Source organism: Sphingomonas sp. BK036 (genome assembly GCF_004216825.1).
In the GTDB taxonomy this organism is placed as follows: domain Bacteria; phylum Pseudomonadota; class Alphaproteobacteria; order Sphingomonadales; family Sphingomonadaceae; genus Sphingomonas.
On the sequence record NZ_SGXR01000004.1, the window covers coordinates 181,893 to 206,832 of the forward strand.

General features: G+C 66.6%; 24 protein-coding genes. 10 read left to right on the top strand and 14 right to left on the bottom strand.

From position 1 onward, the window contains the following. The first annotated feature begins 7 nt into the window (after positions 1-7). From EV283_RS07875 to EV283_RS07895, 5 genes are all read left to right on the top strand, one after another. The gene (locus EV283_RS07875) at positions 8-748 is read left to right on the top strand and encodes a tetratricopeptide repeat protein (RefSeq protein WP_130324252.1); all 741 of its coding nucleotides are present in this window, start codon (positions 8-10) and stop codon (positions 746-748) included. After that, positions 745-2,067 carry a PQQ-binding-like beta-propeller repeat protein gene (locus EV283_RS07880; protein ID WP_056420119.1) on the top strand — a complete coding sequence of 441 codons (1,323 nt, stop codon included), beginning with the start codon at positions 745-747 and terminating at the stop codon, positions 2,065-2,067. Before EV283_RS07875 ends, EV283_RS07880 begins: the two co-directional genes overlap by 4 nt. 185 nt (positions 2,068-2,252) lie before the next feature. Beyond that, positions 2,253-3,641, top strand: a complete 1,389-nt coding sequence (gene der / locus EV283_RS07885; RefSeq protein ID WP_130324254.1) for a ribosome biogenesis GTPase Der — start codon at positions 2,253-2,255, stop codon at positions 3,639-3,641. 15 nt (positions 3,642-3,656) lie between these two features. Continuing rightward, positions 3,657-3,866, top strand: coding sequence for a sulfurtransferase TusA family protein (locus EV283_RS07890; RefSeq protein WP_278044198.1), 210 nt, complete (start codon positions 3,657-3,659; stop codon positions 3,864-3,866). A gap of 83 nt (positions 3,867-3,949) precedes the next feature. After that, the gene (locus tag EV283_RS07895) at positions 3,950-4,387 is read left to right on the top strand and encodes an Hpt domain-containing protein (protein WP_056420116.1); all 438 of its coding nucleotides are present in this window, start codon (positions 3,950-3,952) and stop codon (positions 4,385-4,387) included. An 87-nt stretch (positions 4,388-4,474) separates the two neighbouring features. Here EV283_RS07895 and bfr read toward each other — a convergent pair whose 3' ends face one another. From bfr to map, 5 genes are all read right to left on the bottom strand, one after another. Next, a complete protein-coding gene (gene bfr, locus EV283_RS07900) occupies positions 4,475-4,990 on the bottom strand; it encodes a bacterioferritin (protein WP_055879504.1) in 516 nt (171 codons plus the stop codon). Between the two features lie 102 nt (positions 4,991-5,092). Beyond that, the gene (locus tag EV283_RS19410) at positions 5,093-5,263 is read right to left on the bottom strand and encodes a (2Fe-2S)-binding protein (RefSeq protein ID WP_037527780.1); all 171 of its coding nucleotides are present in this window, start codon (positions 5,261-5,263) and stop codon (positions 5,093-5,095) included. 65 nt (positions 5,264-5,328) lie between these two features. Further along, on the bottom strand, positions 5,329-6,594 hold the full coding sequence (locus tag EV283_RS07910) for a DUF418 domain-containing protein (protein ID WP_130324256.1): 1,266 nt from the start codon (positions 6,592-6,594) through the stop codon (positions 5,329-5,331). Positions 6,595-7,050: 456 nt separating this feature from the next. After that, positions 7,051-9,279 carry a phosphoribosylformylglycinamidine synthase subunit PurL gene (purL, locus tag EV283_RS07915; protein WP_130324258.1) on the bottom strand — a complete coding sequence of 743 codons (2,229 nt, stop codon included), beginning with the start codon at positions 9,277-9,279 and terminating at the stop codon, positions 7,051-7,053. A 219-nt stretch (positions 9,280-9,498) separates the two neighbouring features. Beyond that, a complete protein-coding gene (map, locus tag EV283_RS07920) occupies positions 9,499-10,326 on the bottom strand; it encodes a type I methionyl aminopeptidase (protein WP_130324260.1) in 828 nt (275 codons plus the stop codon). A 50-nt stretch (positions 10,327-10,376) separates the two neighbouring features. On the opposite strand from map, the gene EV283_RS07925 reads away from it, so the two are divergent. Continuing rightward, positions 10,377-11,135, top strand: a complete 759-nt coding sequence (locus EV283_RS07925) for a molybdopterin-binding protein (RefSeq protein ID WP_130324262.1) — start codon at positions 10,377-10,379, stop codon at positions 11,133-11,135. Positions 11,136-11,148: 13 nt separating this feature from the next. Here the strand turns inward: EV283_RS07925 and EV283_RS07930 are convergent, their stop codons facing one another. The 3 genes from EV283_RS07930 to EV283_RS07940 form a co-directional block, all read right to left on the bottom strand. After that, on the bottom strand, positions 11,149-11,568 hold the full coding sequence (locus tag EV283_RS07930) for an HIRAN domain-containing protein (RefSeq protein ID WP_130324264.1): 420 nt from the start codon (positions 11,566-11,568) through the stop codon (positions 11,149-11,151). Between the two features lie 177 nt (positions 11,569-11,745). Beyond that, the gene (locus EV283_RS07935) at positions 11,746-11,985 is read right to left on the bottom strand and encodes a hypothetical protein (RefSeq protein WP_207223061.1); all 240 of its coding nucleotides are present in this window, start codon (positions 11,983-11,985) and stop codon (positions 11,746-11,748) included. A gap of 218 nt (positions 11,986-12,203) precedes the next feature. Beyond that, the gene (locus EV283_RS07940; protein WP_130324266.1) at positions 12,204-12,992 is read right to left on the bottom strand and encodes a metallophosphoesterase family protein; all 789 of its coding nucleotides are present in this window, start codon (positions 12,990-12,992) and stop codon (positions 12,204-12,206) included. A 198-nt stretch (positions 12,993-13,190) separates the two neighbouring features. Between EV283_RS07940 and EV283_RS07945 the strand changes: the two genes are divergently transcribed. Continuing rightward, on the top strand, positions 13,191-14,183 hold the full coding sequence (locus EV283_RS07945) for a M48 family metallopeptidase (RefSeq protein WP_130324268.1): 993 nt from the start codon (positions 13,191-13,193) through the stop codon (positions 14,181-14,183). Here EV283_RS07945 and wecC read toward each other — a convergent pair. Further along, entirely contained in the window at positions 14,161-15,450 is a 1,290-nt protein-coding gene (gene wecC / locus EV283_RS07950) for a UDP-N-acetyl-D-mannosamine dehydrogenase (RefSeq protein WP_130324270.1), read from the bottom strand. The genes EV283_RS07945 and wecC overlap by 23 nt on opposite strands. Further along, on the bottom strand, positions 15,434-16,621 hold the full coding sequence (wecB, locus tag EV283_RS07955; RefSeq protein ID WP_130324272.1) for a UDP-N-acetylglucosamine 2-epimerase (non-hydrolyzing): 1,188 nt from the start codon (positions 16,619-16,621) through the stop codon (positions 15,434-15,436). Before wecB ends, wecC begins: the two co-directional genes overlap by 17 nt. Positions 16,622-16,766: 145 nt before the next feature. On the opposite strand from wecB, the gene galU reads away from it, so the two are divergent. Beyond that, the gene (galU, locus tag EV283_RS07960) at positions 16,767-17,639 is read left to right on the top strand and encodes a UTP--glucose-1-phosphate uridylyltransferase GalU (protein ID WP_130324274.1); all 873 of its coding nucleotides are present in this window, start codon (positions 16,767-16,769) and stop codon (positions 17,637-17,639) included. Positions 17,640-17,797: 158 nt separating this feature from the next. On the opposite strand, the gene EV283_RS07965 is transcribed toward galU, so the two are convergent. The 4 genes from EV283_RS07965 to EV283_RS07980 form a co-directional block, all read right to left on the bottom strand. Continuing rightward, on the bottom strand, positions 17,798-18,106 hold the full coding sequence (locus tag EV283_RS07965; RefSeq protein ID WP_130324276.1) for a hypothetical protein: 309 nt from the start codon (positions 18,104-18,106) through the stop codon (positions 17,798-17,800). Between the two features lie 208 nt (positions 18,107-18,314). Beyond that, positions 18,315-18,842: a molybdenum cofactor biosynthesis protein B gene (moaB, locus tag EV283_RS07970; RefSeq protein ID WP_130324278.1), complete on the bottom strand. Its 528-nt coding sequence runs from the start codon at positions 18,840-18,842 to the stop codon at positions 18,315-18,317. A 5-nt stretch (positions 18,843-18,847) separates the two neighbouring features. After that, on the bottom strand, positions 18,848-20,734 hold the full coding sequence (locus EV283_RS07975; RefSeq protein WP_242615860.1) for a lytic transglycosylase domain-containing protein: 1,887 nt from the start codon (positions 20,732-20,734) through the stop codon (positions 18,848-18,850). Beyond that, positions 20,731-21,501 (bottom strand): uracil-DNA glycosylase, encoded by a 771-nt coding sequence (locus EV283_RS07980; protein ID WP_130324280.1) that lies wholly within the window; start codon positions 21,499-21,501, stop codon positions 20,731-20,733. Before EV283_RS07980 ends, EV283_RS07975 begins: the two co-directional genes overlap by 4 nt. 139 nt (positions 21,502-21,640) lie before the next feature. Between EV283_RS07980 and EV283_RS07985 the strand changes: the two genes are divergently transcribed. Beyond that, positions 21,641-23,302: an electron transfer flavoprotein-ubiquinone oxidoreductase gene (locus tag EV283_RS07985; protein WP_130325027.1), complete on the top strand. Its 1,662-nt coding sequence runs from the start codon at positions 21,641-21,643 to the stop codon at positions 23,300-23,302. 40 nt (positions 23,303-23,342) lie between these two features. After that, on the top strand, positions 23,343-24,728 hold the full coding sequence (locus EV283_RS07990) for a tetratricopeptide repeat protein (protein ID WP_130324282.1): 1,386 nt from the start codon (positions 23,343-23,345) through the stop codon (positions 24,726-24,728). The last annotated feature ends 212 nt before the right edge of the window (positions 24,729-24,940 follow it).

Genomic DNA, 24,940 nt, shown 5'->3' on the forward strand with positions numbered 1-24,940 from the left:
GCTGTCCTTGGCCCTCCCGCCGAAAACCGATGAAGCATTCCTGCGCGAGGTCGACGAAGAACTCCGTCGCGACAAACTCGCCGGATTCTGGACGAACTGGGGTATCTGGGTCGCGATCGGCGTCGTCGCCGCGCTCGCCGCACTTGCCGGCTTCCTGTATTGGCAGCATCACAATGGCGAGGCCGCTGGCGTTGAGGGTGAACAGCTCCAGGCTGCCTACGACTCGCTCGGCGCGAACAACGCCGCTGCCGCGTCCAAGCCGCTCGCCGAGCTCGCGAAGTCGAACCGCGACGGCTACCGCGCGCTCGCGATGTTCACGCAAGCCGACATCCTTCTCCAGAAGGACGATCTGAAGGGCGCCGCCGCCAAGCTCGGTGCGATCGCGGCGGACAGCTCGCTCGCCAAGCCGTTCCGCGATCTCGCGCTCGTCCGCCAGACGTCGGCCGAGTTCGATACTCTGAAGCCGCAAGTCATCGTCGAGCGCCTCCGTCCGCTTGCGGTCCCCGGCGGTCCGTGGCTCGGCAGCGCAGGCGAGATGGTCGCGATCTCCTATCTTCGCATGAACCAGCGTCAGCAGGCGGGCACGCTGTTCGGCCAGATCGCGCGCGATACCGGCGTGCCGGAGACGATTCGTCAACGTGCCGTTCAGATGGCGGGCGTACTGGGCGTGGACGCTGTTGCCAGTACCGGGCCTACCGCCGGGACACCGACCCCGGTCGCATCAAACGAGGATACCAAGGCGCAATGATGAAGACATATCGGGTGACGGTCGCCGTCGCCGCGCTGATGGCGCTCAGCGGTTGTGGGATCTTCAAGGGCGGCGTGAAAAAGACGCCGACGGTCGGCGACCGCGTCTCGATCCTGGTCTCGGAGAATGAGGTCGAGGCCGACAAGACGATCGCCGACGTCCAGGTCCTGTTGCCGGCCCCCGCGGTCAACGACGCCTGGGCACAGCCCGGCGGCAACCCCGCCAAGTCGATGGGTCAGCTCGCGCTCGGCGACCAGCCCAAGCGCGCATGGCAGGCGTCGATCGACGGCGGCTCCAACCGCGAGCGTCTCGGCGCCGCACCGGTGGTTGCCGACAACAAGCTGTTCGTGACCGACGTCACCGCGACCATCCACGCTTTTGCCGCCGACACCGGCGCGGCGCTGTGGAGCGCGGGAATCACCGAGGGCAAGCTCAACAAGGCCGCTCGGTTCGGTGGCGGCGTCAGCTATGACGACGGCAAGCTCTATGCGACCGATGGCGTCGGCGACGTCGTTGCGATGAACGCCGCCGACGGCGCGATCCTGTGGCGCGCCAAGCCCGGTGCGCCGCTGCGTGGATCGCCGACGGTCGCCAATGGCGCGGTCTATGTCCTGACGCAGGACAACCAGGTCTTCTCGCTCAACCAGACCGACGGCAAGGTCCAGTGGGTTCAGTCGGGGACTCTCGAAACGCAGGGCGTGTTCGGCGTCGCGGCACCCGCGGTCAGCCAGGGCACCGTCGTGGCGGGCTTCTCGAGCGGCGAGCTCAGCGCCTATCGCTACGAGAATGGCCGTATCCTGTGGCAGGACGCACTGTCGCGCACGTCGGTGACCACCTCGGTTTCCAGCCTGTCGGACATCGATGCCGCACCGGTGATCGATGGCGGCCGCGTCTACGCGGTCGGGCAGGGTGGCCGCATGGTCGCGCTCGAACTGTCGACCGGGCAGCGTCTTTGGGAGCAGAATTTCGCCGGGATCTCGACCCCGTGGATTGCGGGCGAATGGCTGTTCGTCGTCACCGACGATGCCCGCCTGGTCTGTCTGTCGCGCTCGAACGGCAAGGCCCGTTGGATCGCGCAGCTGAAGCGGTTCCAGAACGAGAAGAAGCGCAGCAACGCGATCACCTGGTTCGGCCCGATCCTGGCCGGCAACCGCCTCGTCCTGACCAACTCGCGTGGTGAGATCAACTTCGTCTCACCGACCGATGGCACGGTCAGCTCGACGATCGAGACGAAGACGCCGTTCTCGCTGCCGCCGATCGTCGCCAACTCGACGCTCTATACGCTCGACCAGAAGGGGAAGGTCACCGCGTACCGCTGACCCAAATGCCCTCTCCCCACCGGGGAGAGGGAAGGGGCCCGCACGGCAAAGCCGGGTGGGAAGGGTGAGGGGAATGAGGCACGCATCGCCCGCTGCAACGTCTCCTTGCCCGACATCCCCCTCGCTCTCCCATAAGCGGAGAGGGACTAGGTGACCTTTGCCGCGACACGCGCTAAGGGCCTGACATGTCCAAACTCCCCGTGGTCGCGATCGTCGGCCGCCCAAATGTCGGCAAGTCGACCCTGTTCAACCGCCTCGTCGGCAAGAAGCTCGCGCTGGTCGACGACCGGCCTGGCGTCACGCGTGATCGGCGCGAGGGCGATGCGTCGCTGATCGGGCTCGAATTCCGCATCATCGACACCGCCGGTTACGAAGACCATGACGCGCAGACGCTGCCCGGCCGCATGCGCCAGCAGACCGAGGCCGCGGTCGAGCAGGCCGATGTCGCGCTGTTCCTGTTCGACGCACGCGCCGGGATCGTGCCGCTCGACGAAGAGATTGCGCGCTGGCTCCGCACCGCCGACGTCCCCGTCATCCTCGTCGCGAACAAGGCCGAGGGTCGCGCGGGTGAAGACGGCATCCTCGAGTCGCTCGCACTCGGCTTCGGCGATCCCGTCCAGCTGTCGGCCGAGCACGGCGAAGGCCTGGGCGACCTGTTCGAAGGCCTGCTCCCGCTGCTCGAAGACAAGGAAGAGGTTCCCGAGGAACAACCTGACAACGAATATGAGGGGCCGCTGAAGCTCGCGATCGTCGGCCGCCCGAATGCGGGCAAGTCGACGCTCGTCAATCGCATCCTCGGCGAGGACCGCATGATCACCGGCCCCGAGGCTGGCATTACGCGCGATTCGATCAGCGTTGACTACGACTGGCACCCGACCGGCGGCGAAGCGCGCAAGGTGCGGCTGATCGACACCGCGGGCATGCGCAAGCGTGCCAAGGTGCAGGACAAGCTCGAGAAGATGTCGGTCGAGGACGCGCTCCACGCGGTCGACTTCGCCGAGGTCGTCGTGCTGCTGCTCGATGCCACGCTCGGGCTCGAGGCGCAGGATCTGCGCATCGCCGACAAGGTGCTGCAGGAGGGCCGCGCGCTCGTCATCGCACTCAACAAATGGGATATCGCCGAGAGCGCGTCGTCGCTGTTCAACGGCGTCAAGCGCGCGCTTGAGGACGGCCTGAGCCAGGTCAAGGGCGTCACCGTGATGACGGTGTCGGGCGCGACCGGCAAGGGCATCGACCAATTGCTGCAAGCCTGTTTCGATACGCGCGATGCTTGGTCGAAGCGCGTCGGCACCGGCGAACTCAACCGCTGGTTCGAGCGTGCGATCGAGGCGACCCCGCCGCCGGCCCCGGGCGGCAAGCGGATCAAGATGCGCTACGTCACGCAGGTCAAGACTCGTCCGCCGAGCTTCGTGATCTTCGGCACGCGCGTCGATCAGCTGCCGGCGAGCTATGAGCGCTATCTGGTCAATTCGATGCGCAAGGACCTCGGCTTCGGCGCGGTCCCGGTTCGTCTCATGTTCCGCGCGCCGAAGAACCCCTATGACGACAACGGCAAGGGCGGCGGCGGCAGCTAGGCGCTAGTGTCCGGGGTGGTCCGCATCGACGCCCGGGGGATGCGCTGCCCTTGGCCGGCCGTGCGACTGTCGCGCGCGTTGCGTGACGGTGCGCGCAGCGTCGAGGTGCTCGCGGACGACCCCCAGGCTCCGGCCGAGCTGGCGGCAGTCGCCAAGGCGTCGAATGCCACGCTAGAGATCATTTTGGACGATTTTTACCGGATGTTTGTCGTAACTTGTCGGTAGTATGACAACATTGTATTTACACGAACCGGATAGGATGCGGTTCTGAGTTTCGTGGCGCTATTGCTTAACGGGAGAAGGCGACAGTGTCGTTCGAAGGAAGCACCTTGGTCGACTGGCCGGCATTCTCGCAGGCGCGGGCTGAGCTGGGTGCGGGGTTTGTCCGGATCCTCGGCTATTTCCGCGAGGACGGCGTGAAGTCGGTCGCGTTGATCGAGGCGGCGATGCGGTCGCTCAACGCGGCGGCGATGGTGATCCCGGCGCATACGCTCAAGGGCGAAGCGCGGCAGTTTGGTGCCGAGCCGCTGGCTGATCTTGCCGAGGCGATCGAGACGATCGCGCGCGACTGTCTTGAAATGCAGGATACCCCCGAAGAGGCGCTGGAGCATATCGTCAATTTGCGGCCGCTGTTCGACCAGACTCTGACGTTGCTCGAGCGTGAGGCCAACCCGATCATCGCGCGCAAGCCCGCGGCGGGTGGCTTCGGCCGTCGCGCCGTGCCGACGGGCTTCGGCGAAGACTAGGATCGGGACGGGCTGCATCTCCCCCCGGCTGGCGGAGGATGCAGCCCGTTAGGGTCCGGCGATACCCGGGAGGGCATCGCCTGGCGATTACCCCTTCAGATACGGTGCCGCGCCAGCCTTGGGCGAATCATGCTCGGAGATCGAGTTCAGCTGGATGTAGTTGTGGATGCCCATCCGCGCGATCATCTCGAACTGGCGCTCGAGCGTGTCGACATGCTCTTCCTCGCTGGCGAGGATGCGCGCGAACAGGTCGCGGCTGATGTAATCCTTGACCTCTTCGCAGTAAGAGATCGCACCCTTGAGCTGGACGGTCGCCTCGACCTCGAGCGCGAGATCCGACTTCAGGACTTCCTCGACGGTCTCGCCGATGCGCAGCCGGCCGAGCAGCTGAAAGTTTGGCAGGCCGTCGAGAAACAGGATGCGCTCCGACAACCAGTCGGCATGCTTCATCTCGTCGATCGATTCCATCCGCTCATATTGGGCGAGTTTGTAGACGCCCCAATGCTCGAGCATCCGGTAATGGAGCCAATATTGGTTGACCGCGGTCAGCTCGTTCTTGAGCGCCTCGTTCAGATAGTCGATTACTTGGGGGTCGCCGCGCATGGCCATATCTCCGTCACCTCTGCGCAGTATGTAGCGGGCTAACCTGGATCACGGCAACCCCGAAAACTCGAGGATTTCTGCGGGTTTCAGCGCTTGCGAGCGCTACGCAGCAGCGCGTTCCTCGTTGATAATCGCACGCGCTACCGATGTGCACTGGCCGCATTTGGGCTGGCGACCGAGCGAGCGGAACGCCTGGCACGGCGTGGTGCACCCGCCGCGCGCACAGCTGCGGACATCGGATTCTCGTATGGCATTGCAAACGCAGACGACCATGGAAGCTCCTTCGTGTTGGAGCCCAGATACGTATAATGCGAACCAGTCGCAAGCTGTTTTGCGTCTTATTCGCAACAACCCGAACGACTCGCCGCGCTTGGGGAACCGCGCATCGGTTGCCATGCGAATCGCGACAGGCTCCGCCACAGCCATTCGAGCGGACCGTATCGGAACCGATCGAGCCACGGCTTCGACCAGGCGAGCATCAGCAGCCAGATCGGAACGACGACGAGGTACAGTTGCGCGCGGGAAAGCTCGCCGTACAGACCGAGCCCGTAGCCGTAGAATATGGTGGTGCAGATCACGGTCGTGCCGAGATAGTTGGAGAACGCCATGCGCCCCGCCGCCGACACGCGCGTCGTCAGCCAGCCGCCGGGACGCGCCAGCATGATGATTGCCGCGGCATAGCCCATGATCGTGATCGGCCTGAGCGGCGTGGCGAGCGCGAGCCACGACAGCGCGACATAGCGGGCGTCGAACCCGTGGCCGATGTCGAAGGCGACGATCCCCGCATAGCCGACCCACCCGATCGCGATCCCTGTGACGGCGACGATAATGTAGCGTCGCCGCGGCCAGTCGCCGGTGAGGAACCCCGAGCGCAGGCCTGCCATGCCGAGCAGCATGAAGCCGAGCGTTTCGGGGCCCCCGACCGTCAGGAACGTGATCGGCCCGACCGCGTGCGTCCAGCGCCACCCGACCAGATCGCTCCACGTGCCGCGCCCGATCGCGAGTTCGCGTGCCACGGCGGCTGGGGAGGGCTGGCCGAACTGATCCGCCAGCGACTGCCAGTTCGCGATCGTGCGTGCCGTCGCGCCGGCCCGGTGCGCGGCCGCGTGCAGGTCGAACGCGTAGGCGGTCAGCGTGCCGAGTTCGAGCGTCTGTACCGCGATACAGGCAAGGCCGAGCCCGACCAGCCAGCGGACCGGTAGCCTTGCGAACATATAGGCGATCGCCCCGACCAGCGCGTAATGCGCGAGGATGTCGCCCCACCACAGCAGGTAGAGATGCGCGACGCCGAACACGAACAGCCACGCCATCCGGTGCAGGTGGATGGTTGCGGGGTCTTCGCCGTTCGCTGCCGCGCGGTCGAGGACCAGCAGCATCGACGCGCCGAACAGGAACGAGAACAGCCCGCGCATCTTGCCGTCGATGACGATGAACGTGGCGGTCCATGCGATCAGGTCGGGCGTGCTCGGCGAGCCCATCGAGGCGGGCGTCATATAGGCGAATTCGGGAAAGCCGAATGCGGCGATGTTGGCGGCAAGGATGCCCATGACGGCGACACCACGGATGACATCCAGGGTGGCGATTCTGGTGGGGGCGGGGGTCATGCCGGCCGAGTGAAGTATAGGAAGTAGAGACGCTCGCGCGTGTCTCGATGACGGACCGGTGTGGCGTCGTGCGACGGGGTTGGAGTGGGTGAGGAGAGCGGCGGTGGCATTCCGAACTGCTCGCATAGGCGAACCGCGTAGGACAGCGCGATTTTGGATTGCAGGGGCGTGCGGTCGCTGTGCGCACAGTTAGGACGGGTTCTGGGGCTACGGTCTTCTTGTTCTCCCGCGAAGGCGGGAGCCAAGTCTGGGCCCCCGCCTTCGCGGGGGAACATTGCGCCGTTTCAGCCGGCCGCCTCGCCCCAACTAGTCCACCACCCCGGCGAAGGCCGGGGTCCAGTTGGGAAAGCAGCGGTAAAGGATCGCCGCCGCTCGCAATCGCCGTCCCCCAACTGGACCCCGGCCTTCGCCGGGGTGGTGTGGTTTAAAGCCAGATTGGCCTGTTCGGCAGGATCATCACGCCAGCGCGGCGTCGACGCCCATCAGCTTGGGAAAGAAGCCTTCGTGTGCGGTGCGGAGCGTTTCCAGCGCGATGACGTCGTCGCGGTCGGGGCGTTCGAAGATCAGGCGCTTGCCGCCGGTGCGACCGAGCGGCTCGGCCTCGACGTCCGCGGCGTGTGCCGCACCCAGGAAGTCGAGCAGCGCATGGTCCTCGACGGTGACGATGTAGACGCCCTGATCCTCCGCGAAGAACGCGCGTGCGCAGTCGAACGGCTGCTTGCGGTCGATCATCGCGCCGATGTCGCCCGCGAGCGCCATCTCGGCGAGCGTCACCGCGATGCCGCCGTCGGAGACGTCATGGACCGCGGTCAGCTGGCCGAGGCTGATCGCTTCACGGATCAGGTCGCCGACGCGGCGTTCGGCGGCGAGATCGACCGGCGGCGGCGGGCCGGCGTCCAGCTGTTCGCGGCCATGACATTCGCGCAGCCAGAGCGACTGGCCGAGATGCCCGCCGCGCGTGCCGACCGCGAGGATGATGTCGCCCGAGCCCTTGAACGCGATCGTCGCGTTCTTCTGCCAGTCGGCGAGCAGTCCGATCGCGCCGATCGCGGGCGTCGGCAGGATCGCCGAGCCGCCGCCGGTAGCCTTCGATTCATTGTAGAGCGAGACGTTGCCCGAGACGATCGGGAAGTCGAGCGCGATGCACGCGTCGCTCATCCCCTCGAGGCAGCCGACGATTTGGCCCATGATCTCGGGCCGCTGCGGGTTGGCGAAGTTGAGGCAGTTCGTCACCGCCAGCGGCAGCGCGCCGACCGCGGTGAGGTTACGCCATGCTTCGGCGACCGCCTGCTTGCCGCCCTCGACGGGGTCTGCAAAGCAGTAGCGCGGCGTGCAGTCGGTGGTCATCGCCAGCGCCTTCTGCGTGCCGTGGACGCGCACCACCGCGGCGTCGCCACCGGGACGCTGGACGGTGTCGGCGCCGACCATGTGGTCGTACTGCTCCCAGATCCAGCGGCGTGAGGCGATGTCGGGCGAGCCCATCAGCGTCACCAGATCGGCTGCGATGTCGTTGCTGTGCGGCGCGTTCGCGAGCGGCGCGGGCTTGGGCGTCGGCACGTGCGGGCGATCGTAGAGCGGCGCTTCGTCGGCAAGGGGCCCGAGCGGGATGTCGCAGACCGTCTCGCCCTTGAACGTCAGCACCATGCGGCCGGTGTCGGTCACGCGGCCGATGACGGCGAAATCGAGCTCCCACTTCCTGAAGATCGCCTCGGCCTCGGCCTCGCGGCCGGGCTTCAGGACCATGAGCATGCGCTCCTGCGATTCCGAGAGCATCATCTCGTACGGCGTCATGCCGGTTTCGCGCTGCGGCACGTCGTCCATCGTCAGTTCGATGCCGACGCCGCCCTTCGACGCCATTTCGACCGCCGACGACGTGAGGCCGGCGGCGCCCATGTCCTGGATCGCGACGATGACGTCGGTCGCCATGAGTTCGAGGCAGGCCTCGATCAGCAGCTTCTCGGTGAAGGGATCGCCGACCTGGACGGTCGGGCGCTTGGCATCCGAATCCTCGCCGAAGTCCGCGCTCGCCATCGTCGCGCCGTGGATGCCGTCGCGGCCGGTCTTGGAGCCGACATAGACGATCGGATTGCCGATGCCCGAGGCTGCCGAATAGAAGATCTTGTCCTGATCGGCGATCCCGACGGTCATCGCGTTGACCAGGATGTTGCCGTCATAGGCCGAGTGGAAGTTCACTTCGCCGCCGACGGTCGGGACGCCGACGCAATTGCCGTAGCCGCCGATGCCGTGGACGACGCCCGAGATCAGGTGGCGCATCTTGGGGTGATCGGGCCGGCCGAAGCGCAGCGCGTTCAGATTGGCGATCGGCCGCGCGCCCATCGTGAAGACGTCGCGCAGGATGCCGCCGACGCCGGTCGCCGCGCCCTGATACGGCTCGATATAGGACGGGTGGTTGTGGCTCTCCATCTTGAAGATCGCCGCCTGGTTGTCGCCGATATCGACGACGCCGGCATTCTCACCCGGACCGCAGATGACGCGGGGGCCCTTGGTGGGCAGCTTCATCAGGTGGATCTTGCTCGACTTGTAGCTGCAATGCTCGGACCACATCACCGAGAAGATGCCGAGCTCGACGAGATTGGGCTCGCGGCCGATCGCGTGCAGGACGCGCTCATATTCTTCGGGGGACAGGCCGTGGTCGGCGACGATCTGGGGCGTGATCTCGGTCATGGGGCGGGCTTTAGCGGGGTAGGGGCCGCCCGTCACCTGTGCGCACCCCGACAAATTGCGCGCGGGGGGTATTTATCGTGGCTGTGGCGGCTCTCCAAAACCCCGTCATCCTGACGAAAGTCAGGATCCAGGGTAACTGGGTGCGGCGCTCTGGGCTCTGGATCCTGACTTTCGTCAGGATGACGGGGGGGGGGGCGATTGCCCGCACCCCCGGCCTAATCACCCGTACGGCGGCTGCGTGTAGCCCTTGGGGCTCAGCGTGAAGATCTCGCAGCCGCTCTCGGTGATGCCGATCGAATGCTCGAACTGCGCCGACAGCGAGCGGTCGCGCGTGACCGCCGTCCAGCCGTCGTCGAGCAGCTTCACGTCGGGCCGGCCGATGTTGATCATCGGTTCGATCGTGAAGATCATGCCGGGGCGCAACTCGGGGCCAGTGCCGGGCTTGCCGACATGGACGACCTCGGGGGCGTCGTGGAACAGCCGGCCGACGCCGTGGCCGCAGAAATCGCGGACCACGCCGTAGCGGTGCTTCTCGGCATGGCGCTGGATCGCGTTGGCGACGTCGCCCATGCGGTTGCCGGGCTTGGCCTGCTCGATGCCGAGCATCAGGCATTCATAGGTCACCTCGACGAGGCGGCGCGCCTTGATCGGCACGTCGCCAATCAGGTACATCCGGCTCGTGTCACCGTGCCAGCCGTCGAGAAGCGGGGTGACGTCGACATTGACGATATCGCCCGATTTCAGCGTCTTCTCGCTGGGGATGCCGTGGCAGACGACATGGTTGATCGAGATGCAGACGCTGTGCGTATAGCCACGATAGCCGAGCGTCGCGGGCACGCCGCCGCCGGCGATGATGAAGTCGTAGATCAGCCGGTCGATCTCGGCGGTAGTGACGCCGGGCACCATGTGGGGCACGATCATGTCGAGCGTCTCGGCGGCGAGCCGGCCAGCCTTCATCATGCCTTCGAACGCGGCGGGGCCGTGCAGCTTGATCGCGCCGGTACGCGCGTCGGGCTGGTCGGAGGTGACGGTTACATATTCGGTCATGCCGCGCGATATAGCGTAGCGACGGGTCTTTTGCGAGGCTATGCGGGGGCATGGCACAAGAACGCATCTGGACCGCCGCGCTGACGATCATCGGCGACGAAATCCTGTCGGGCCGCACGCAGGACAAGAACGTCGCGCAGATCGCGGCCTGGCTCAACGTGCAGGGCATCCGCCTCGCCGAAGTGCGCGTCGTCGCCGACAGGACCGAGGCGATCGTCGAGGCGGTCAATACGCTGCGCGCGCGGAACGATTACCTGTTCACGACCGGCGGGATCGGGCCGACTCACGACGACATCACGGTGGATGCGATCGCCGAGGCGCTGGGCGTCGCGGTCGAGCATCATCCGCGCGCGATGGCGGTGCTGGAGGCCTATTACGCGACTCGTGGCGGGCTGACCGAGACGCGGGCGAGGATGGCGCGCGTGCCGGTCGGCGCGGACCTGATCGACAACAAGGTGTCGGGCGCGCCGGGGATCCGGATCGGCAATATCTTCATCATGGCGGGGGTGCCGCACATCACCGCGGGGATGCTCGACGCGCTGACGGGGACGCTCGAGGGCGGGCGCCCGGTGGTGTCGAAGACGATCGGCTGCTGGGTCGCGGAGAGCGAGGTCGCCGACCTGCTGCGCGATGCCGAGAAGACGCATGAAGGCGTGGCGATCGGCAGCTATCCGTTCTTTCGCGACGGGCGGACGGGCGCGAACTTCGTCGTGCGGAGTTCGGACGAGGCGCTGGTCGATCGCTGCCTGGCGGACCTGACCCGCGATCTCGAGGCGACCGGTCGGGTCGTCACCGCGCAGGGCATCTAGCGCGGCGCGCGGATCAGGCTCCCCATTCGGGTCCTTCAGGATCGGGATAGAAGGCATCCGGATCGAAGGTCGCGGTGCGGTTGGGCGCGGGTGTTTCCGCGTAGCCCGGATCGGGCAGGGTCGGCGTGCCGCCGCCGAAGCGGATGCGGACATAGCCCATGCTCCCGGTCAGCGCCTGGAACACCGCGAGATGCTCCTCCTGCTGCATCCGCCGGCCGATCAGCAACGCGCGCTCGGCGGGGAGATACCCCATCTGCACGCCGCGGCCGCTGAAGACCGCCACGGCATTGGCATCATGCGGGTTCTTCGGCTCGCGCCGGAGCTCGACCGGTTCGCCCGGCGCGCAGAGCATCAGCTCCATCCGCCGGTTGCTCTTGCTCTTGTCCGCGTTGGGAAAGTCGATTCCGACGACGGCGAGGGTCAGTTCGTCCATGCCGTGTCCTTCGATCCCACCGCAGCGTCTGGCACTGCGATGCAGCGACGATAATGCGCTCCGCATCATGCACGCTTCGCTCTGCAAAGCCCATGCGGCGCTGCCAGCGAGCGACGGACGATAGACAAAAAAATAGCGGCCCGAAGACCGCTATTTCCTTCAACCAAGTCGTTAGACTTAGTTGCTGTCCGAGTTGTCGTCGTTGTCTGCAACGATGACGATCCCGGCTACGACTGCTGCCGCTGCCAGAACGGCAACGATGATGCCGCCGCCAGCAAGCTCGTTCTTCTTTGCCGAAGCCGAGCCGGTGCGAACCGACTTCGAAACCGACAGGTTGGCTGCTGGATTTGCTGCCATGGCCGGAGCAACTGCCATCGTGGCTGCTGCTGCGGTCAGGATGTACTTCCCAAGACGCATGTTGAACTCCCTTTGTGCTCGTCGCCACGCAATTGGCACGAAACCAGTCGCAAGGCAACCGAGGTAACGGGTACGGAACGGAAGCGTTCCGTACTGTTGCGGCAGTGCAACACGCATCTGCCTCGACGGCGTATAGCGTTTGGCAGGCATCGGAGAAGGGGCGTATCGCCGTCCCGAGATATATTCCTGCCAAAAAACTGTAGGCGATTTACCGGGTGTTAGGCCGCCGGGCCAGAATCAGGCGACCCGGTGGTCTGCACCTGCCAGACATCGCTGCCTTCCAGCCCCAGCGCGGTCAGCTTGCCAGACGCATAGGCCCCGGTATCTACACCGATCCGATGACCGCGGTGCTCGACCTCGTCCGTCATCGTATGGCCATGGACGATCGTCTTATCGAGCTTGGCGCGATGATCGAGGAACGGATCGCGGATCCAGCGGAGATCCGAAGACCGTTGCCGATCGAGCGGAACGTCGGGGCGAACCCCTGCATGGACGAACGCATAGTCGCCGATCACGATCATGTCCTCGAACGCACTCACGAACGCGCGGTGTTCGTCAGGGACGAGTTCGGCGAGACGGTGGACGAGTTCCTCGTAGTCGAGGCGCTCATATTCGGCGGCTTCCATACCATAGCTCAGGACGGTCTCACGCCCGCCGATCCGGCAGAACAGACGCAGCGCCTTGGGTTCACCGTCGAGCGCGCCCAGGAAGATCTCCTCGTGATTGCCGAGCAGAAACCGGACCGATCCTCGGGTCGCGGCCAGATCACGCAGTCGCTCGATCACTGCTGCGGAGGCCGGTCCGCGATCGACGATGTCGCCGAGAAAGATCAGCGTCGTTTCGGCGGGGCCGCGTTGCGCGTCGTCCGCATCGATCAGCGCGATCAATTCGTTGAGTAGGGCGACGCATCCATGGATGTCGCCGACGGCATAGACCCGTTGACCCTCCGGCACGACCGATGTTGCGGTCCTGGCGGCCGTACGCGACTTAAAAAGCTTGGAAATCATGATACTGACAATGTGTGGAGGCCGGTGGCGAACGGCAATAGCGGGAAAGCGGTGCGCATACGGCGTATTTCGGCCAGTCGCAATCCAATCACGGCGACGCGTTTCGGTCGCCGATTCGGGCCTCCGTTTGACGGGCGGCTAACCCGCGGTGCGCACCAGAGGCATGACGCGCGCGCCGAACAGGGCTAATGCGCGGTCATGACTTTCATCGCCCGGCTGATGCCGCTTCTCCTGCTGACCGCGGCGGCGCCTGCCAAGGACGCCGCACCCGCCCCGGCATTTTTCGAGGCGCTGCGGGCAGCGGACCTGCGGCTCGCGACGATCGCGTATCGCCTGACGACCGCCAATGCGCCGTTGTGCGACGTGCTCCAGCCACAGATTGGCATGCCGATCCATGCGCTGACCCAATATGGGCCCGCGGCACGCGCATCGGCGGCAGCGGTCTTCGGGTTCGAATCGCTGATCGGCGTTGAGGCGGTGGTAGCCGGCGCGCCGGCACAGCGTGCGGGGATCGCCGCGAACGATTCGCTGGTGGCGATCGGGGACGTCGCGTTGCCGGGCGCGCCGCCTGCGAACGCGCCCGAAAACGCCGCGAGCCGGGATAGCGCGGAGGCGGCGATCGCGGCTGCCCCGCTCCGCCAGCCGCTGCGCCTGACCGTGCTGCGCAAGGGCCAGCGGCAGTCGGTCGCGGTGACCCCGGTTACAGGCTGCCGGTCGCGGTTCGAGATCCTGCTCGGCAGCGGTCTCGATGCCAGCGCGGACGGATCGGTGGTGCAGATCGGCGAGCGGTTCTTCGAAGGCTATACCGACGCCGAGATCGCGGTCGTCGTCTCGCACGAACTCGCGCACAACATCCTGCGCCACCGCGCGCGACTCGATGCGGCGAAGATCAACCGCGGGCTGTTGGCGGAACTCGGGCGCAACGGCCGGTTGATTCGCGAGACCGAGGACCAGGCCGATCTGCTTGGTATCTATCTGCTGGCGAATGCCGGGTACGACCCGATGTCAGCGCCGAAATTCTGGCGGAACAAGGGCGGCGCGGTCGATGGCGGACTCTTCCGCAGCCGGACGCACGCCTCGTCCAAGGCGCGCGCCGACACGCTCGAGGCCGCCGCGCGATCGATCGCGGCCAACCCGGCGCGGCCGATCATCCCGGCTGTCGTGGCGACTAGGACCGTGCCGTTGCGCTGATCACCGGCCTCGGCTGGTCGGGCCAGATCCCGCGCGTGTCGAGCACCGCCTTGTCGGCGCGCTCCTCGAGCGGGATCGATTTGAAGACGTCGTGATCGACCAGCACGACCATGATCGGGCAGGTCTCGATCGCGGTATCGACGTCGACCAGCGTGGCGCCGGTCTCGGCAAGCGCGGCGGGCAGGGTCCTGGCATAGGGCTCGACGATCCGGACCCGGTCGCCGAACGCCTGCGCGACGGCCTGCGCGACCTTGAGCGCGGGGCTTTCGCGGAAATCGTCGATGTTCGCCTTGAACGCGAGGCCGAGGCACGCGACCGGCGCGCCCGGCATCGATTCGACGAGGGCCGCCACCTGCGCGATGACATGATCGGTCTTGCCGTCGTTCACCTCGCGCGCGGTCCGGATCAGCGGCGTTTGGTCGGGCGCGGCATGCACCAGGAACCACGGATCGACCGCGATGCAATGCCCGCCGACGCCGGGGCCGGGCTGCAGGATGTTCACGCGCGGATGGCGGTTGGCGAGCCGGATCACCTCCCACACATCGACGCCCATCGTGTCGGCGATCAGCGACAGTTCATTGGCGAACGCGATGTTGACGTCGCGAAACGCGTTCTCGGTCAGCTTGGTCATTTCCGCCGCGCGCGCCGTCGTCGTGACGCAGGCGCCGCGGACGAAACGCCGGTAGAAGGTGAGCGCCTTGCGCGCGCATCGCGGCGTGATCCCGCCGATGACCCGGTCATTGTCGATCAGTTCGACCAGGATCCGGCCGGGCAGGACTCGTTCGGGGCAATAGGCGATCGCGATGTCCGCCTGCTCGCCCGCACGGCCGGGGACCCTGATGTCGGGGCGCAGCTTTGCCAGCAGATCGCGGACCTGCTCGGTCGTGCCGACCGGCGAGGTCGATTCGAGGATGATCGTATCGCCGGGCTTCAGCACGGGGGCGATCGTCGTCGCGGCGTTCAGGACATAGCCGATGTCGGGCGCATGATCGTCGTCGAACGGCGTGGGCACCGCGATGACGAACACGTCCGCGGGCTCAATCGTCATCGACGCGCGCAACGTACCCCGCGCGACGACGCCCGAGACGAGCCCGTCGAGATCGACCTCCTCGATATGCACGCGCCCCGAATTGATCGTCTCCACCACCGACTCGGTCACGTCGACGCCGAGCACGCGCGCGCCGGTGCGCGCGATCACCGCGGCGGTCGGCAGGCCGATATAGCCGAGGCCCATGACGACGACGGTGAGTTCAGTCTCGGTCAGCATGTACGGCATTTCCTGTGGAATTCATGGAGGCGGCTTCCGGGCTGATCCCGGGAGCCAGAAAGTCGGTGACGATGGCGGCAATGCGCGCCGCCGCATTGCCGTCGCCAAACGGGTTGTGCGCGCGCGCCATAGCCGAATAGACCGCCTCGTCATCGAGCAGCGCGAAGATTTCGGCAACGATTCGGTCCTCGTCGGTGCCGATCAGGCGCGCGGTGCCTGCCGCGACGCCTTCGGGCCGCTCGGTCGTCTCGCGCATCACCAGCACCGGTTTGCCGAGTGCGGGCGCCTCCTCCTGGACGCCGCCCGAATCGGTCAGCACGATATCGGCCATGCCGAGCGCGCGGACGAAATGCGGGTAATCGAGCGGTGCGATCCGGGCGACGTTGCCGCGATCGCCGAGGATCGCGTCCATGACCGAGACGACGTTGGGATTGGGGTGGACGGGGAACACCACCGCGACGTCGTCACGCGCGGCGATGCGGCCGATCGCGCGCGCGATCGCCGCCATCCCGTCGCCGAAATTCTCGCGTCGGTGCGTGGTGACCAGCACGATGCGCTTGCCGGCGAAGCGCGCGGCGATCGAGTCGAGCCCTGCGGCTAGTGCCGGATCTTCGGCAACCTTGGCGCTGGTCCAGTGCAGCGCGTCGATCACGGTGTTGCCGGTCACGTGGATCGTGTCGGCAGCGATCGTCTCGCGACGCAGCGCCTCTGCCGACGTCTCGGTCGGCGCGAGGTGCAGCGCGGCGATCGGCGCGACGATCCGGCGGTTCACCTCTTCGGGCCAGGGATGATAGATATCGCCCGATCGCAGGCCCGCCTCGACATGCGCGACCGGGACCTTGCGGTAATAAGCGGCGAGCGCGCCGGTCATCGCGGTCGCGGTATCGCCCTGGACGATGACCAGATCGGGCCTTTCGGCATCCATCACGTCGCCCAGGCCGGTCAGCAGCCGCGCGGTCAGCCGGTCGAGCGTCTGCCCCGGCTCCATCAGATCGAGATCGATGTCGGGCGCAAGATCGGCGATCGCCAGCACCTGATCGAGCAGCCCGCGATGCTGCGCGGTGACGCAGGTGCGCACGGTCAGACCGGGAACCCCGGCCAGCGCGCGGATGACGGGGAAGAGTTTGATCGCTTCGGGACGCGTGCCGAATATGATGAGGATCTTGGACATGGAACCTCTGTAGCCCAACGCGTTTAATGACGCGCTAACCGGCTGCGACGTTTCGTCGATCGGGCGGCCCGATTTGCACGGACCCGTAACGACCGGTAAATACGGCATCGAAATTGACGACCTTACGACAACATTTGGAGTTCGAATGACCATCAAGCCACTGCGCAAAGCCGTGTTCCCGGTCGCTGGACTCGGCACTCGCTTCCTCCCCGCCACCAAGGCGATGCCGAAGGAGATGCTGACCGTCGTCGACAAGCCCCTGATCCAATATGCCGTCGAGGAAGCGCTCGAGGCGGGCATCGAACAGATCATCTTCGTGACCGGGCGCGGCAAGGGCGCGCTCGAGGATCATTTCGATATTTCCTACGAGCTCGAGGATACGATGCGCGCGCGCGGCAAGTCGCTCGACGCGATCAGCCAGATCCGGATGAAGCCGGGCTCGCCGGTCTATGTCCGCCAGCAGGAACCGCTGGGCCTTGGCCATGCGGTATGGTGCGCGCGCGAGATCGTCGGCGACGAGCCTTTCGCGGTGCTGCTGCCCGACGAACTGATGGTCGGCCAGCCCGGCTTCATGAAGCAGATGGTCGAGGCGTATAACAAGGTCGGCGGGAACGTCATCGGTGCGCTCGAGGTCGCGGATTCGGAGACGGACAAATACGGCATCATATCGCCGGGCGCGATCGACGGGCGCCTGACCGAGGTCACCGCGCTGATCGAAAAGCCCGCGCGTGGCACCGCGCCGTCGAACCTGATGATCCCGGGGCGCTACATCCTGCAGCCCGAGGTGATGCGGATCCTGGAAACGCAGGAAAAGGGCGCGGGCGGCGAGATCCAGCTGACCGACGCGATGGCGCAGCTGATCGGCAACCAGCCGTTCCACGGCTTCACCTTTGATGGCCAGCGTTATGATTGCGGTGACAAGGCCGGCTATATCCAGGCGAACCTGGCGATCGCCCTGTCGCGCGCCGATATCGGTCCGGGCGTCCGCGCCTTTGCCGAGCGAGCTCTGGCGAACTGATCTGATCCTCCCCCACGGGGGTGAAGGTAAAACGCGGAAAGGGGGCACTCGTGTTTCGAGTTCTCCCTTTCCGTCGTCTTTTCTTGGGCTAGGCAAGCGTGCTCGGCTATCGACGCGCGGGGCGAGACCCCCAAGGGGCTGCCCCGCCGCGCGACGCGTCATTTCTGTGCGATCGTGGCGACCGGCGCGACCGTCGCGACCGTCGCGACTGTCGCGATCGGAATGCTCGGGTCGGCGATCCGTGGCTTCGGCATGTCGAGCCCGGCAGCGCTCCACTGCGCCGAGGTCTTGCACGTCTGGTGCTGGAGGTGACTGCCGGTGACGGCAGGATCGATCATGCAGTATTTCTGCATCTTCGCATTGTATTTGAGCTTCGTCGTCGGTTGCGATGCGCCGGCGGCGAGGACCGGCGTGGCGGATACGAGCAGCGAGGCGGCGATGAGGCTGTTCAGGAAGAGCGAGCGCATGATGGCGTCCTTCGGATCGTTGGTGTCGCAACCCGATCGGGCTGCATGACGAGCAATGCACCGAGTGTGCCAGTTTAGTAATACAGCGATACACCGGCGCAACGCGTTCAGATTACGGGAAAATTTCCCGAAGCTTGGCCGGGGCAAGCGAACGCGCGTCCCGTACGTCCCGCCATCATCTGGCGTGACGTACGGGACATTGGCATTTTTAGCGCTCGAGCAGTCGCGGCATCAGTTCGACGAAATTGCAGGGGCGGTGGCGGCTGTCGAGCTGGTCGCGCAGGATGCCGTCCCACCCGTCCTTCACCGCACCGGTCGAGCCGGGGAGCGCGAAGATATAGGTGCCGTGCGACACACAGGCGCAGGCGCGCGACTGGACGGTCGAGGTGCCGATCGTCTGGTAGCTCAGCATGCGGAAGAGTTCGCCGAAGCCGGGGATCATCTTCTCGGCGACCTGCTCGATCGCCTCGGGGGTCACGTCGCGACCCGTCACGCCGGTGCCGCCGGTGGTGATGATGCAGTCGACCGCGGGATCGCCGATCCAGGCATGGAGCCGCGAGACGATCGTCTCGACATCGTCCTTCTCGATCCGGCGGTCGGCGAGGATGTGCCCCGCCTCGGTCAGCCGCGCGACCAGCGTATCGCCCGAGCGATCCTCGGCAAGCCCGCGAGTGTCCGACACCGTCAGCACGGCGATCCGTACAGGCAGGAACGTCCTGCTTTCATCGATCGGCATGGCGATCAGTCCGCGCGCGTGAGGGTGGCGGACTGCGGGCTGACGCTGGCGTTGACCGCGACCGTCGTGTGCACGGGCGACGCGCTGGCGCTCGCACGCGCGTTCGGCGTCGCGTTCATCCGGACCGCGGTCGCACCCGGCAGGCCGGGGAAGCGCGGCCACATGCCCTGCGCGAGCGCGTTGCGGCTGGTCGATGCCTTCTTGCCGCCCTGCGCCTCGTACATCCAGTAGTTGCGCAGCACGGTGGTGACGTAGCCGCGCGTCTCCCAATAGGGGATGCTTTCGATATATAGCAGCGGATCGCCATTATCGTGGACGATCGCGTTCCAGTCGCCGACCGGGCGTGGACCCGCATTATACGCCGCGATCACCTTGGGCAGCAGGCCGCCGGTGACGCCCGCCATGTCGCGCAGCCGTTCGAGGTGGCGCTGGCCGATATCCATGTTGGTCGACGGCTTGGTCAGCGCCTTCATGTCGATCGCGGTGCCGCGTTCGCGCGCGAAGTCGGTCGCGGCGGCGGGCATGATCTGCATGAGGCCATAGGCACCCGCCGGGCTCTTCACGGTGTTGCGGAACCGCGATTCCTCGAGCGTGTGCGCATAGACCAGCGCCTTGTCGATGTGCCAGCCGCTGTCCGGCGTCCAGTTCGGCGTCGGATAGCGCGCCTCGGCGGTCGAGGTAACGCCCTGAGGGCAGTTATGCGCGAGCCACACGGTCGTCGCCGGCAGGCTCAGTGCCTCGGCGACCCGGACCAGGTTGCCGAATTCGCGCGGGTCGCCGATCTTGGCCTGCTGGCGGATGACGGTATCGGCGAGGTCGGTCTCGCCGACCTCGACCAGGGCTGCCGCGACGCGGACGTTGGGACGCTTGCCGACGACCTTCCAGTCGCTTGCGACCAGCCCGCCGACCGCGGTGCCCTTGTCCTTCATCGCGAGCTGCTGGCGCGCGAGCTGGCCGTAGAAGCTCTCGCCGAACTGCGCCGCGGCCTTCAGGCGACCCTCGATCTTGTCGGGGCGCGAGCACACCATGTCCGCGCGCGACGCCCAGTAGAGTGCGGCGGCGCGCAGGTCGACGTCGCCGGCGCGTGCGGCGACGCCCTCGAACCCGGCCTCGGCATTCGCACAGTCATTCTGGCGCCATGCGGACAGCGCGCCGACCCAGCGACCCTGCACCGCCCAGTCGCCGACTCCGTCCTGCGCCTTGGCGGCCATGACGCGCGCGTTCGCATCGTCGCCCTGGAGGAAATAGATCCACGCGATCTTCTGCTGCCACTCGGTCAGCGCCTCGGGGGTCAGCCCCGGCGTGCTCTCGAGCAGCGACTGCGCCTCGCGGCCCATGTCCGCCTTGACGTAAGGCTGCATCTTGAGCGCGAGATCGGCGGCGATCAGGTCGCCCTGCAGGCTCTTGGCGCGGACTCGACGCGGTGCGCCGTCCTGCCAGATCAGGCGCTGTGCGGCGGGCAGGGGGGGCAGGTCGACCGCGCCGCGAGTCATCGCCAGGCGAGAGATCTGCGCGGCCTCGGGCAGTTCGGGCGCTTCGTTGAGCAGCGCGACCAGCGGCTCCATTTCGACGCGGGGCGAGCCCTTGGCCGTGTACATCTCGGCGCGCGCGATCGCGTGCAGCGGGCCGGGCTTCATCGTGTCGAGCCCGATCTGCGCATCGGTCCACTTGCCGTCGCGGATCGCGGCGAAGACGGTCTTGTACGCCTCGCGCTGTCCGGCATCGAGCTGGTCCGGAATCTGTTCCAGCGTCGGCGCGCCGACCAGCTGCGGCGAGCCGAGTCGGGAATCGCCCGAGGGCTCGCCTGCCAGCGTCGTAGCGAAGGCCGGGAGGGGAAGGGCGCTCAGCCCCAGCACGAGCGCTGCCCGCGAGATAGACCGGGTCCGGATCATCGTACGCCCTTTTGCGATATCTGTTCGCCCATCAGCATCTGCAAATCCTTCCAGGCCTCAGCCTTGGCCGCGGGCTTCTCGATCAGAAACCGCGGATGATAGCTCGCGACCACCGTCGTGATATCCGACGCGTCACCAGTCCCCGTTTGTGCGGTCTTATGGTTAAACCGGTGTAAACGCCCGCGCGCCGCCTGTAATTCCGTCCCGAGGATCGCACGGCTCGCCGCATTGCCGAGCAGCAGTAACTGCCGCGGTGCGACCAAGCCGATGTGATGTTTGGCGATTTCGGCGAGCCGATCCTCGACCTCACTCTGGATCCGCCCCGCCGTCGGCCGCTTCGCACACACCGCCGCAACGTGCACGGCGTCGCGCGCAAGGCCGATCGCCGCGAGCATCCGGTCGAGCAATCGACCCGAGCCGCCGCTCAGCAACGCACCGGCATCGCCGTCATCCCGGTCGGGACAATCGACAAGCACCATGACCGTAGCGTCAGCCGGCCCACTCGCGGCCAGCGAAATGCCGCTCCAGCTCGCCTCGGGAACCTCTGCCCCGCCCCGCCAGTTGAGGAAGTCAGCCAGCACAAGCGGCATTGCGGATGGTAATACGGCCGGCGCAACAGGTGCCGCGGGTGCGACGACAAGCGGCTCCGGCGCCGCGAACCAGTCGCGGGGGACATCGTCGACCAACGTGTCGACGCCAGCCTCGTGCCACCATTCGAGCGCGCTCGCCGCGGCATTTCGCCAGTCGATGGTTTGGTCCGCCCCCACAGGGTAACCTATGCTGCACGGTTGACGTGGCGGTCAACTCGCGCAATCGCCATATTGGACAAGACGGTGCCAGCCCGAGCCCGAACGAGGGGGCGGTCCGTAAAGCTGGGCAAAGAGGGGATATCCCCGGGAGACGATGATGACGACACGTGAATCGATGCCCTATGATGTGGTGATCGTCGGCGCAGGCCCGGCCGGTCTTTCGGCAGCGATCCGTCTCAAACAAATGGCGGCGGAGAAGGACGCTGAGATCAGTGTCTGTGTGCTCGAAAAGGGCTCGGAGGTCGGCGCGCACATCCTGTCGGGCGCGGTCATCGACCCCAAAAGCCTCGACGAATTGCTGCCCAACTGGCGCGAGGATGGCTGCCCGCTCGCCGAGGTGCCGGTGACCGAGAACCATCACTGGATCCTCAGCAAGACGAAGAAGAGCGAAATGCCGCACTTCGTTACGCCGTCGTTCATGCACAACAAGGGCACCTATACCGGCAGCCTCGGCAATCTGTGCCGCTGGCTTGCGGGCAAGGCGGAGGAACTCGGCGTTGAGATCTTCCCCGGCTTTGCCGCCGCCGAAATCCTGTTCAACGACGATGGCTCGGTCAAGGGCGTCGCGACCGGCGACATGGGCGTCGCGCGCGACGGTACGCACAAGGGCGATTATACCCCCGGCCTCGAACTCCACGCCAAATACACTTTCTTCTCCGAAGGCTGCCGCGGTCACCTGACCAAGCAGTTGATCGGCAAGTTCGATCTCGCCAAGGACAGCGATCCGCAGGTGTATGGCCTCGGTATCAAGGAGCTGTGGGACATCGATCCCGCGCTCCATTCGCCCGGCCGCGTCATCCACACGCAGGGCTGGCCGCTGACCGAGACAGACGGCTCGAACGGCGGCGGCTGGATCTATCACCAGGCGAACGGGCAGGTGTCGATCGGGTTCGTGACGTGGCTCAACTACACCAACCCGCATCTTTCGCCGTTCCACGAGATGCAGCGCTGGAAGACGCATCCCGAGATCGCCGCGCTGCTCAAGGGCGCCAAGCGCGTGAGCTACGGCGCGCGCGCGATCAGCGACGGCGGGCTGCAGTCGATCCCCAAGCTCGTGATGCCCGGCGCCGCGCTGATCGGCGACAGCGCGGGCTTCCTCAACGTGCCGCGGATCAAGGGCACGCACACCGCGATGAAGTCGGGCATGATGGCCGCCGAGGCCGCGGTCGAGGCGATCGTCTCGCAGCGCGGCCATGACGAACTCGCCGCCTATCCCGAAGCGTTCGAGACGTCGTGGGTCAAGAAGGAGCTGTCGGTCGTCCGCAACGTCGTGCCGCTGGTCAAGAAGTTCGGCGACCTGGTCGGGTCGGGGCTTGCCGGCGTGACGATGTGGCTCGAGCATCTCGGGATCAAGGTGCCCTTCACGATGCACCATCATCCCGATCACGAAAGCCTGTGGCGCAAGGATCTGGTCAAGCCGATCGACTATCCCAAGGCCGACGGCGTCCTCACCTTCGATCGCCTGTCGTCGGTGTTCATCTCGAACACCAACCACGAGGAGGACCAGCCGGTCCACCTGACGCTCAAGGATCCGGCGGTACCGATTACCTACAACCTGCCGATGTACGACGAACCCGCGCAACGCTATTGCCCGGCCGGCGTTTACGAGGTCGTCGGCGTCGAAGAGGGCGATCCGAAATTCGTCATCAACGCGCAGAACTGCGTCCACTGCAAGACCTGCGACATCAAGGACCCGACCCAGAACATCAACTGGGTCGTACCCGAGGGCGGCGGAGGCCCCAATTATCCCAACATGTAAGACCCTGCGTCTGCCTCTCCTCCTCCTGCTCGGTCTCGCCGTGGCGGCACCCGCCGCGGCCGAGACGGGGGATCTCTCCGCCTATCTGAAAGCGCGCGCTGCCGATGCCGCGGGCCGGCCCGATCTCGCCGCCGCCAGCTATGCCAGGGTGCTGGCGGCATCGCCCGACGATCCCGTCGTCGCGATCCGCGCGTACCGCGAGGCGCTCGAGGCAGGCGACATGCCGCTCGCCTCCCGCGCCGCCACCGTCCTCAACAGGGCGGGCGTAGCCCCTGCGGATGCCGCGCTCCTGCCTCTGGCAGACGCCGCGCGGGCGGGGGACGCCAAGGCCGCCAACGCCGCGATCGCGACGCTCGCCACCGGGCCGCTCGTCGTTCTCGCGCCCTCGCTCTACGCCTGGGTCGCGCATGCCGAGGGGCGCGATCCGGAACCGTCGCTCGCCACCGCCGCCAAGGACCCCGTCGCCAACCGCTTCGCCACCGAAGCACGCACGCTGATCGCCGCCGCACCGCGCCGCCAGCCGCTCGCGATCGGCGTCTCGCGGCTGCTCGCCCGGCTCGCTAGCGATCTTGCGGCGGGCGAGCCCTCGCCCCTGTCGATCGCGCTGACGCAGGCGGCGTTGCGCGCGGCCCCCCGCTACGACAGCGCGAGAATCCTGCTCGCCGACGCGCTCGCCCGTAACAGGATCGTCGATCGCGCGCTCGCCGTCCTCGACGAGGTCGATCCGAAGGGGCCGTCCGCCACCGCCGCCGCCGCCGAGCGGGTCGAGATCCTCGCCAATGCCGACCGCGACGGCGAGGCGCTGGCCGCTGCGAAGAACCGGGTCGACCAGGCGGACGCCGAACCCGCCGACTGGCAACGCTATGCCGACCTGCTGCTGACCACCGGCAACCCTGCCGAAGCCGCGACCTGGTATCGCCGTATCATCTCGGCCGACGGGGCGAATGGCGGCAGCTGGGGCTCATGGCTGCAATATGGCGGTGCGCTCGACCAGGCGGGGCGCTGGCCCGAGGCGCGCGACGCTCTCGAAAAGGCGGTCGCGCGGGGTCCCGCACAACCGCTTGCGCTCAATTATCTCGGCTTCGCGCAGGTCGAGCATGGCGACGACATCCCAGCCTCCATCCGGCTGCTGGAGCGCGCCAGCCGGCTCGATCCGGCCAACGCGTCGATCATCGATTCGCTGGGCTGGGCCTATCATCTTTCCGGAGACACCACGCGCGCGCTCCCGCTTCTCGAACGCGCGGGGCAGGGCGATCCCGCCAATGCCGAGATCAGCGATCACCTCGGCGATGCCTATTGGACGATCGGTCGCCAATATGAGGCGCGCTACGCCTGGCGCGCCGCGCTGCTGACTGCCGAACCGAGCGACACCGCCCGCCTGACCGCCAAGATCGCCAACGGCCTCCCGCCAAAAGCTCGTCGCTGATTCGTTTTCCCACGGGGGGGAGCGGGCTCACACGGCTTCTGTGGGGAGGGCGATGCAGACGGCGGCAATGAGCGTAACGCAGCGCGCACCTGGCCCGCACAGGGCGAAGCGTGCGCAACGCCCCCTCCGTCATCCTGACGAAAGTCAGGATCCAGAGTAACGACCGATCCCCTGCCTGGCTCTGGATCCTGACTTTCGTCAGGATGACGGAT

Excerpts from the sequence above, each read along its gene's own strand:
- EV283_RS07985 (WP_130325027.1), top strand. The coding sequence starts at position 21,641 with ATGACGACACGTGAATCGATGCCCTATGATGTGGTGATCGTCGGCGCA.
- bfr (WP_055879504.1), bottom strand. The coding sequence starts at position 4,990 with ATGCGCGGCGACCCCCAAGTAATCGACTATCTGAACGAGGCGCTCAAG.
- EV283_RS07930 (WP_130324264.1), bottom strand. The coding sequence starts at position 11,568 with ATGGACGAACTGACCCTCGCCGTCGTCGGAATCGACTTTCCCAACGCG.
- moaB (WP_130324278.1), bottom strand. The coding sequence starts at position 18,842 with ATGCCGATCGATGAAAGCAGGACGTTCCTGCCTGTACGGATCGCCGTG.
- EV283_RS07940 (WP_130324266.1), bottom strand. The coding sequence starts at position 12,992 with ATGATTTCCAAGCTTTTTAAGTCGCGTACGGCCGCCAGGACCGCAACA.
- galU (WP_130324274.1), top strand. The coding sequence starts at position 16,767 with ATGACCATCAAGCCACTGCGCAAAGCCGTGTTCCCGGTCGCTGGACTC.
- der (WP_130324254.1), top strand. The coding sequence starts at position 2,253 with ATGTCCAAACTCCCCGTGGTCGCGATCGTCGGCCGCCCAAATGTCGGC.
- EV283_RS07910 (WP_130324256.1), bottom strand. The coding sequence starts at position 6,594 with ATGACCCCCGCCCCCACCAGAATCGCCACCCTGGATGTCATCCGTGGT.
- EV283_RS07945 (WP_130324268.1), top strand. The coding sequence starts at position 13,191 with ATGACTTTCATCGCCCGGCTGATGCCGCTTCTCCTGCTGACCGCGGCG.
- EV283_RS07965 (WP_130324276.1), bottom strand. The coding sequence starts at position 18,106 with ATGCGCTCGCTCTTCCTGAACAGCCTCATCGCCGCCTCGCTGCTCGTA.
- EV283_RS07925 (WP_130324262.1), top strand. The coding sequence starts at position 10,377 with ATGGCACAAGAACGCATCTGGACCGCCGCGCTGACGATCATCGGCGAC.
- EV283_RS07935 (WP_207223061.1), bottom strand. The coding sequence starts at position 11,985 with ATGCGTCTTGGGAAGTACATCCTGACCGCAGCAGCAGCCACGATGGCA.
- wecC (WP_130324270.1), bottom strand. The coding sequence starts at position 15,450 with ATGCTGACCGAGACTGAACTCACCGTCGTCGTCATGGGCCTCGGCTAT.
- EV283_RS19410 (WP_037527780.1), bottom strand. The coding sequence starts at position 5,263 with ATGGTCGTCTGCGTTTGCAATGCCATACGAGAATCCGATGTCCGCAGC.
- wecB (WP_130324272.1), bottom strand. The coding sequence starts at position 16,621 with ATGTCCAAGATCCTCATCATATTCGGCACGCGTCCCGAAGCGATCAAA.
- EV283_RS07880 (WP_056420119.1), top strand. The coding sequence starts at position 745 with ATGATGAAGACATATCGGGTGACGGTCGCCGTCGCCGCGCTGATGGCG.
- purL (WP_130324258.1), bottom strand. The coding sequence starts at position 9,279 with ATGACCGAGATCACGCCCCAGATCGTCGCCGACCACGGCCTGTCCCCC.
- map (WP_130324260.1), bottom strand. The coding sequence starts at position 10,326 with ATGACCGAATATGTAACCGTCACCTCCGACCAGCCCGACGCGCGTACC.
- EV283_RS07975 (WP_242615860.1), bottom strand. The coding sequence starts at position 20,734 with ATGATCCGGACCCGGTCTATCTCGCGGGCAGCGCTCGTGCTGGGGCTG.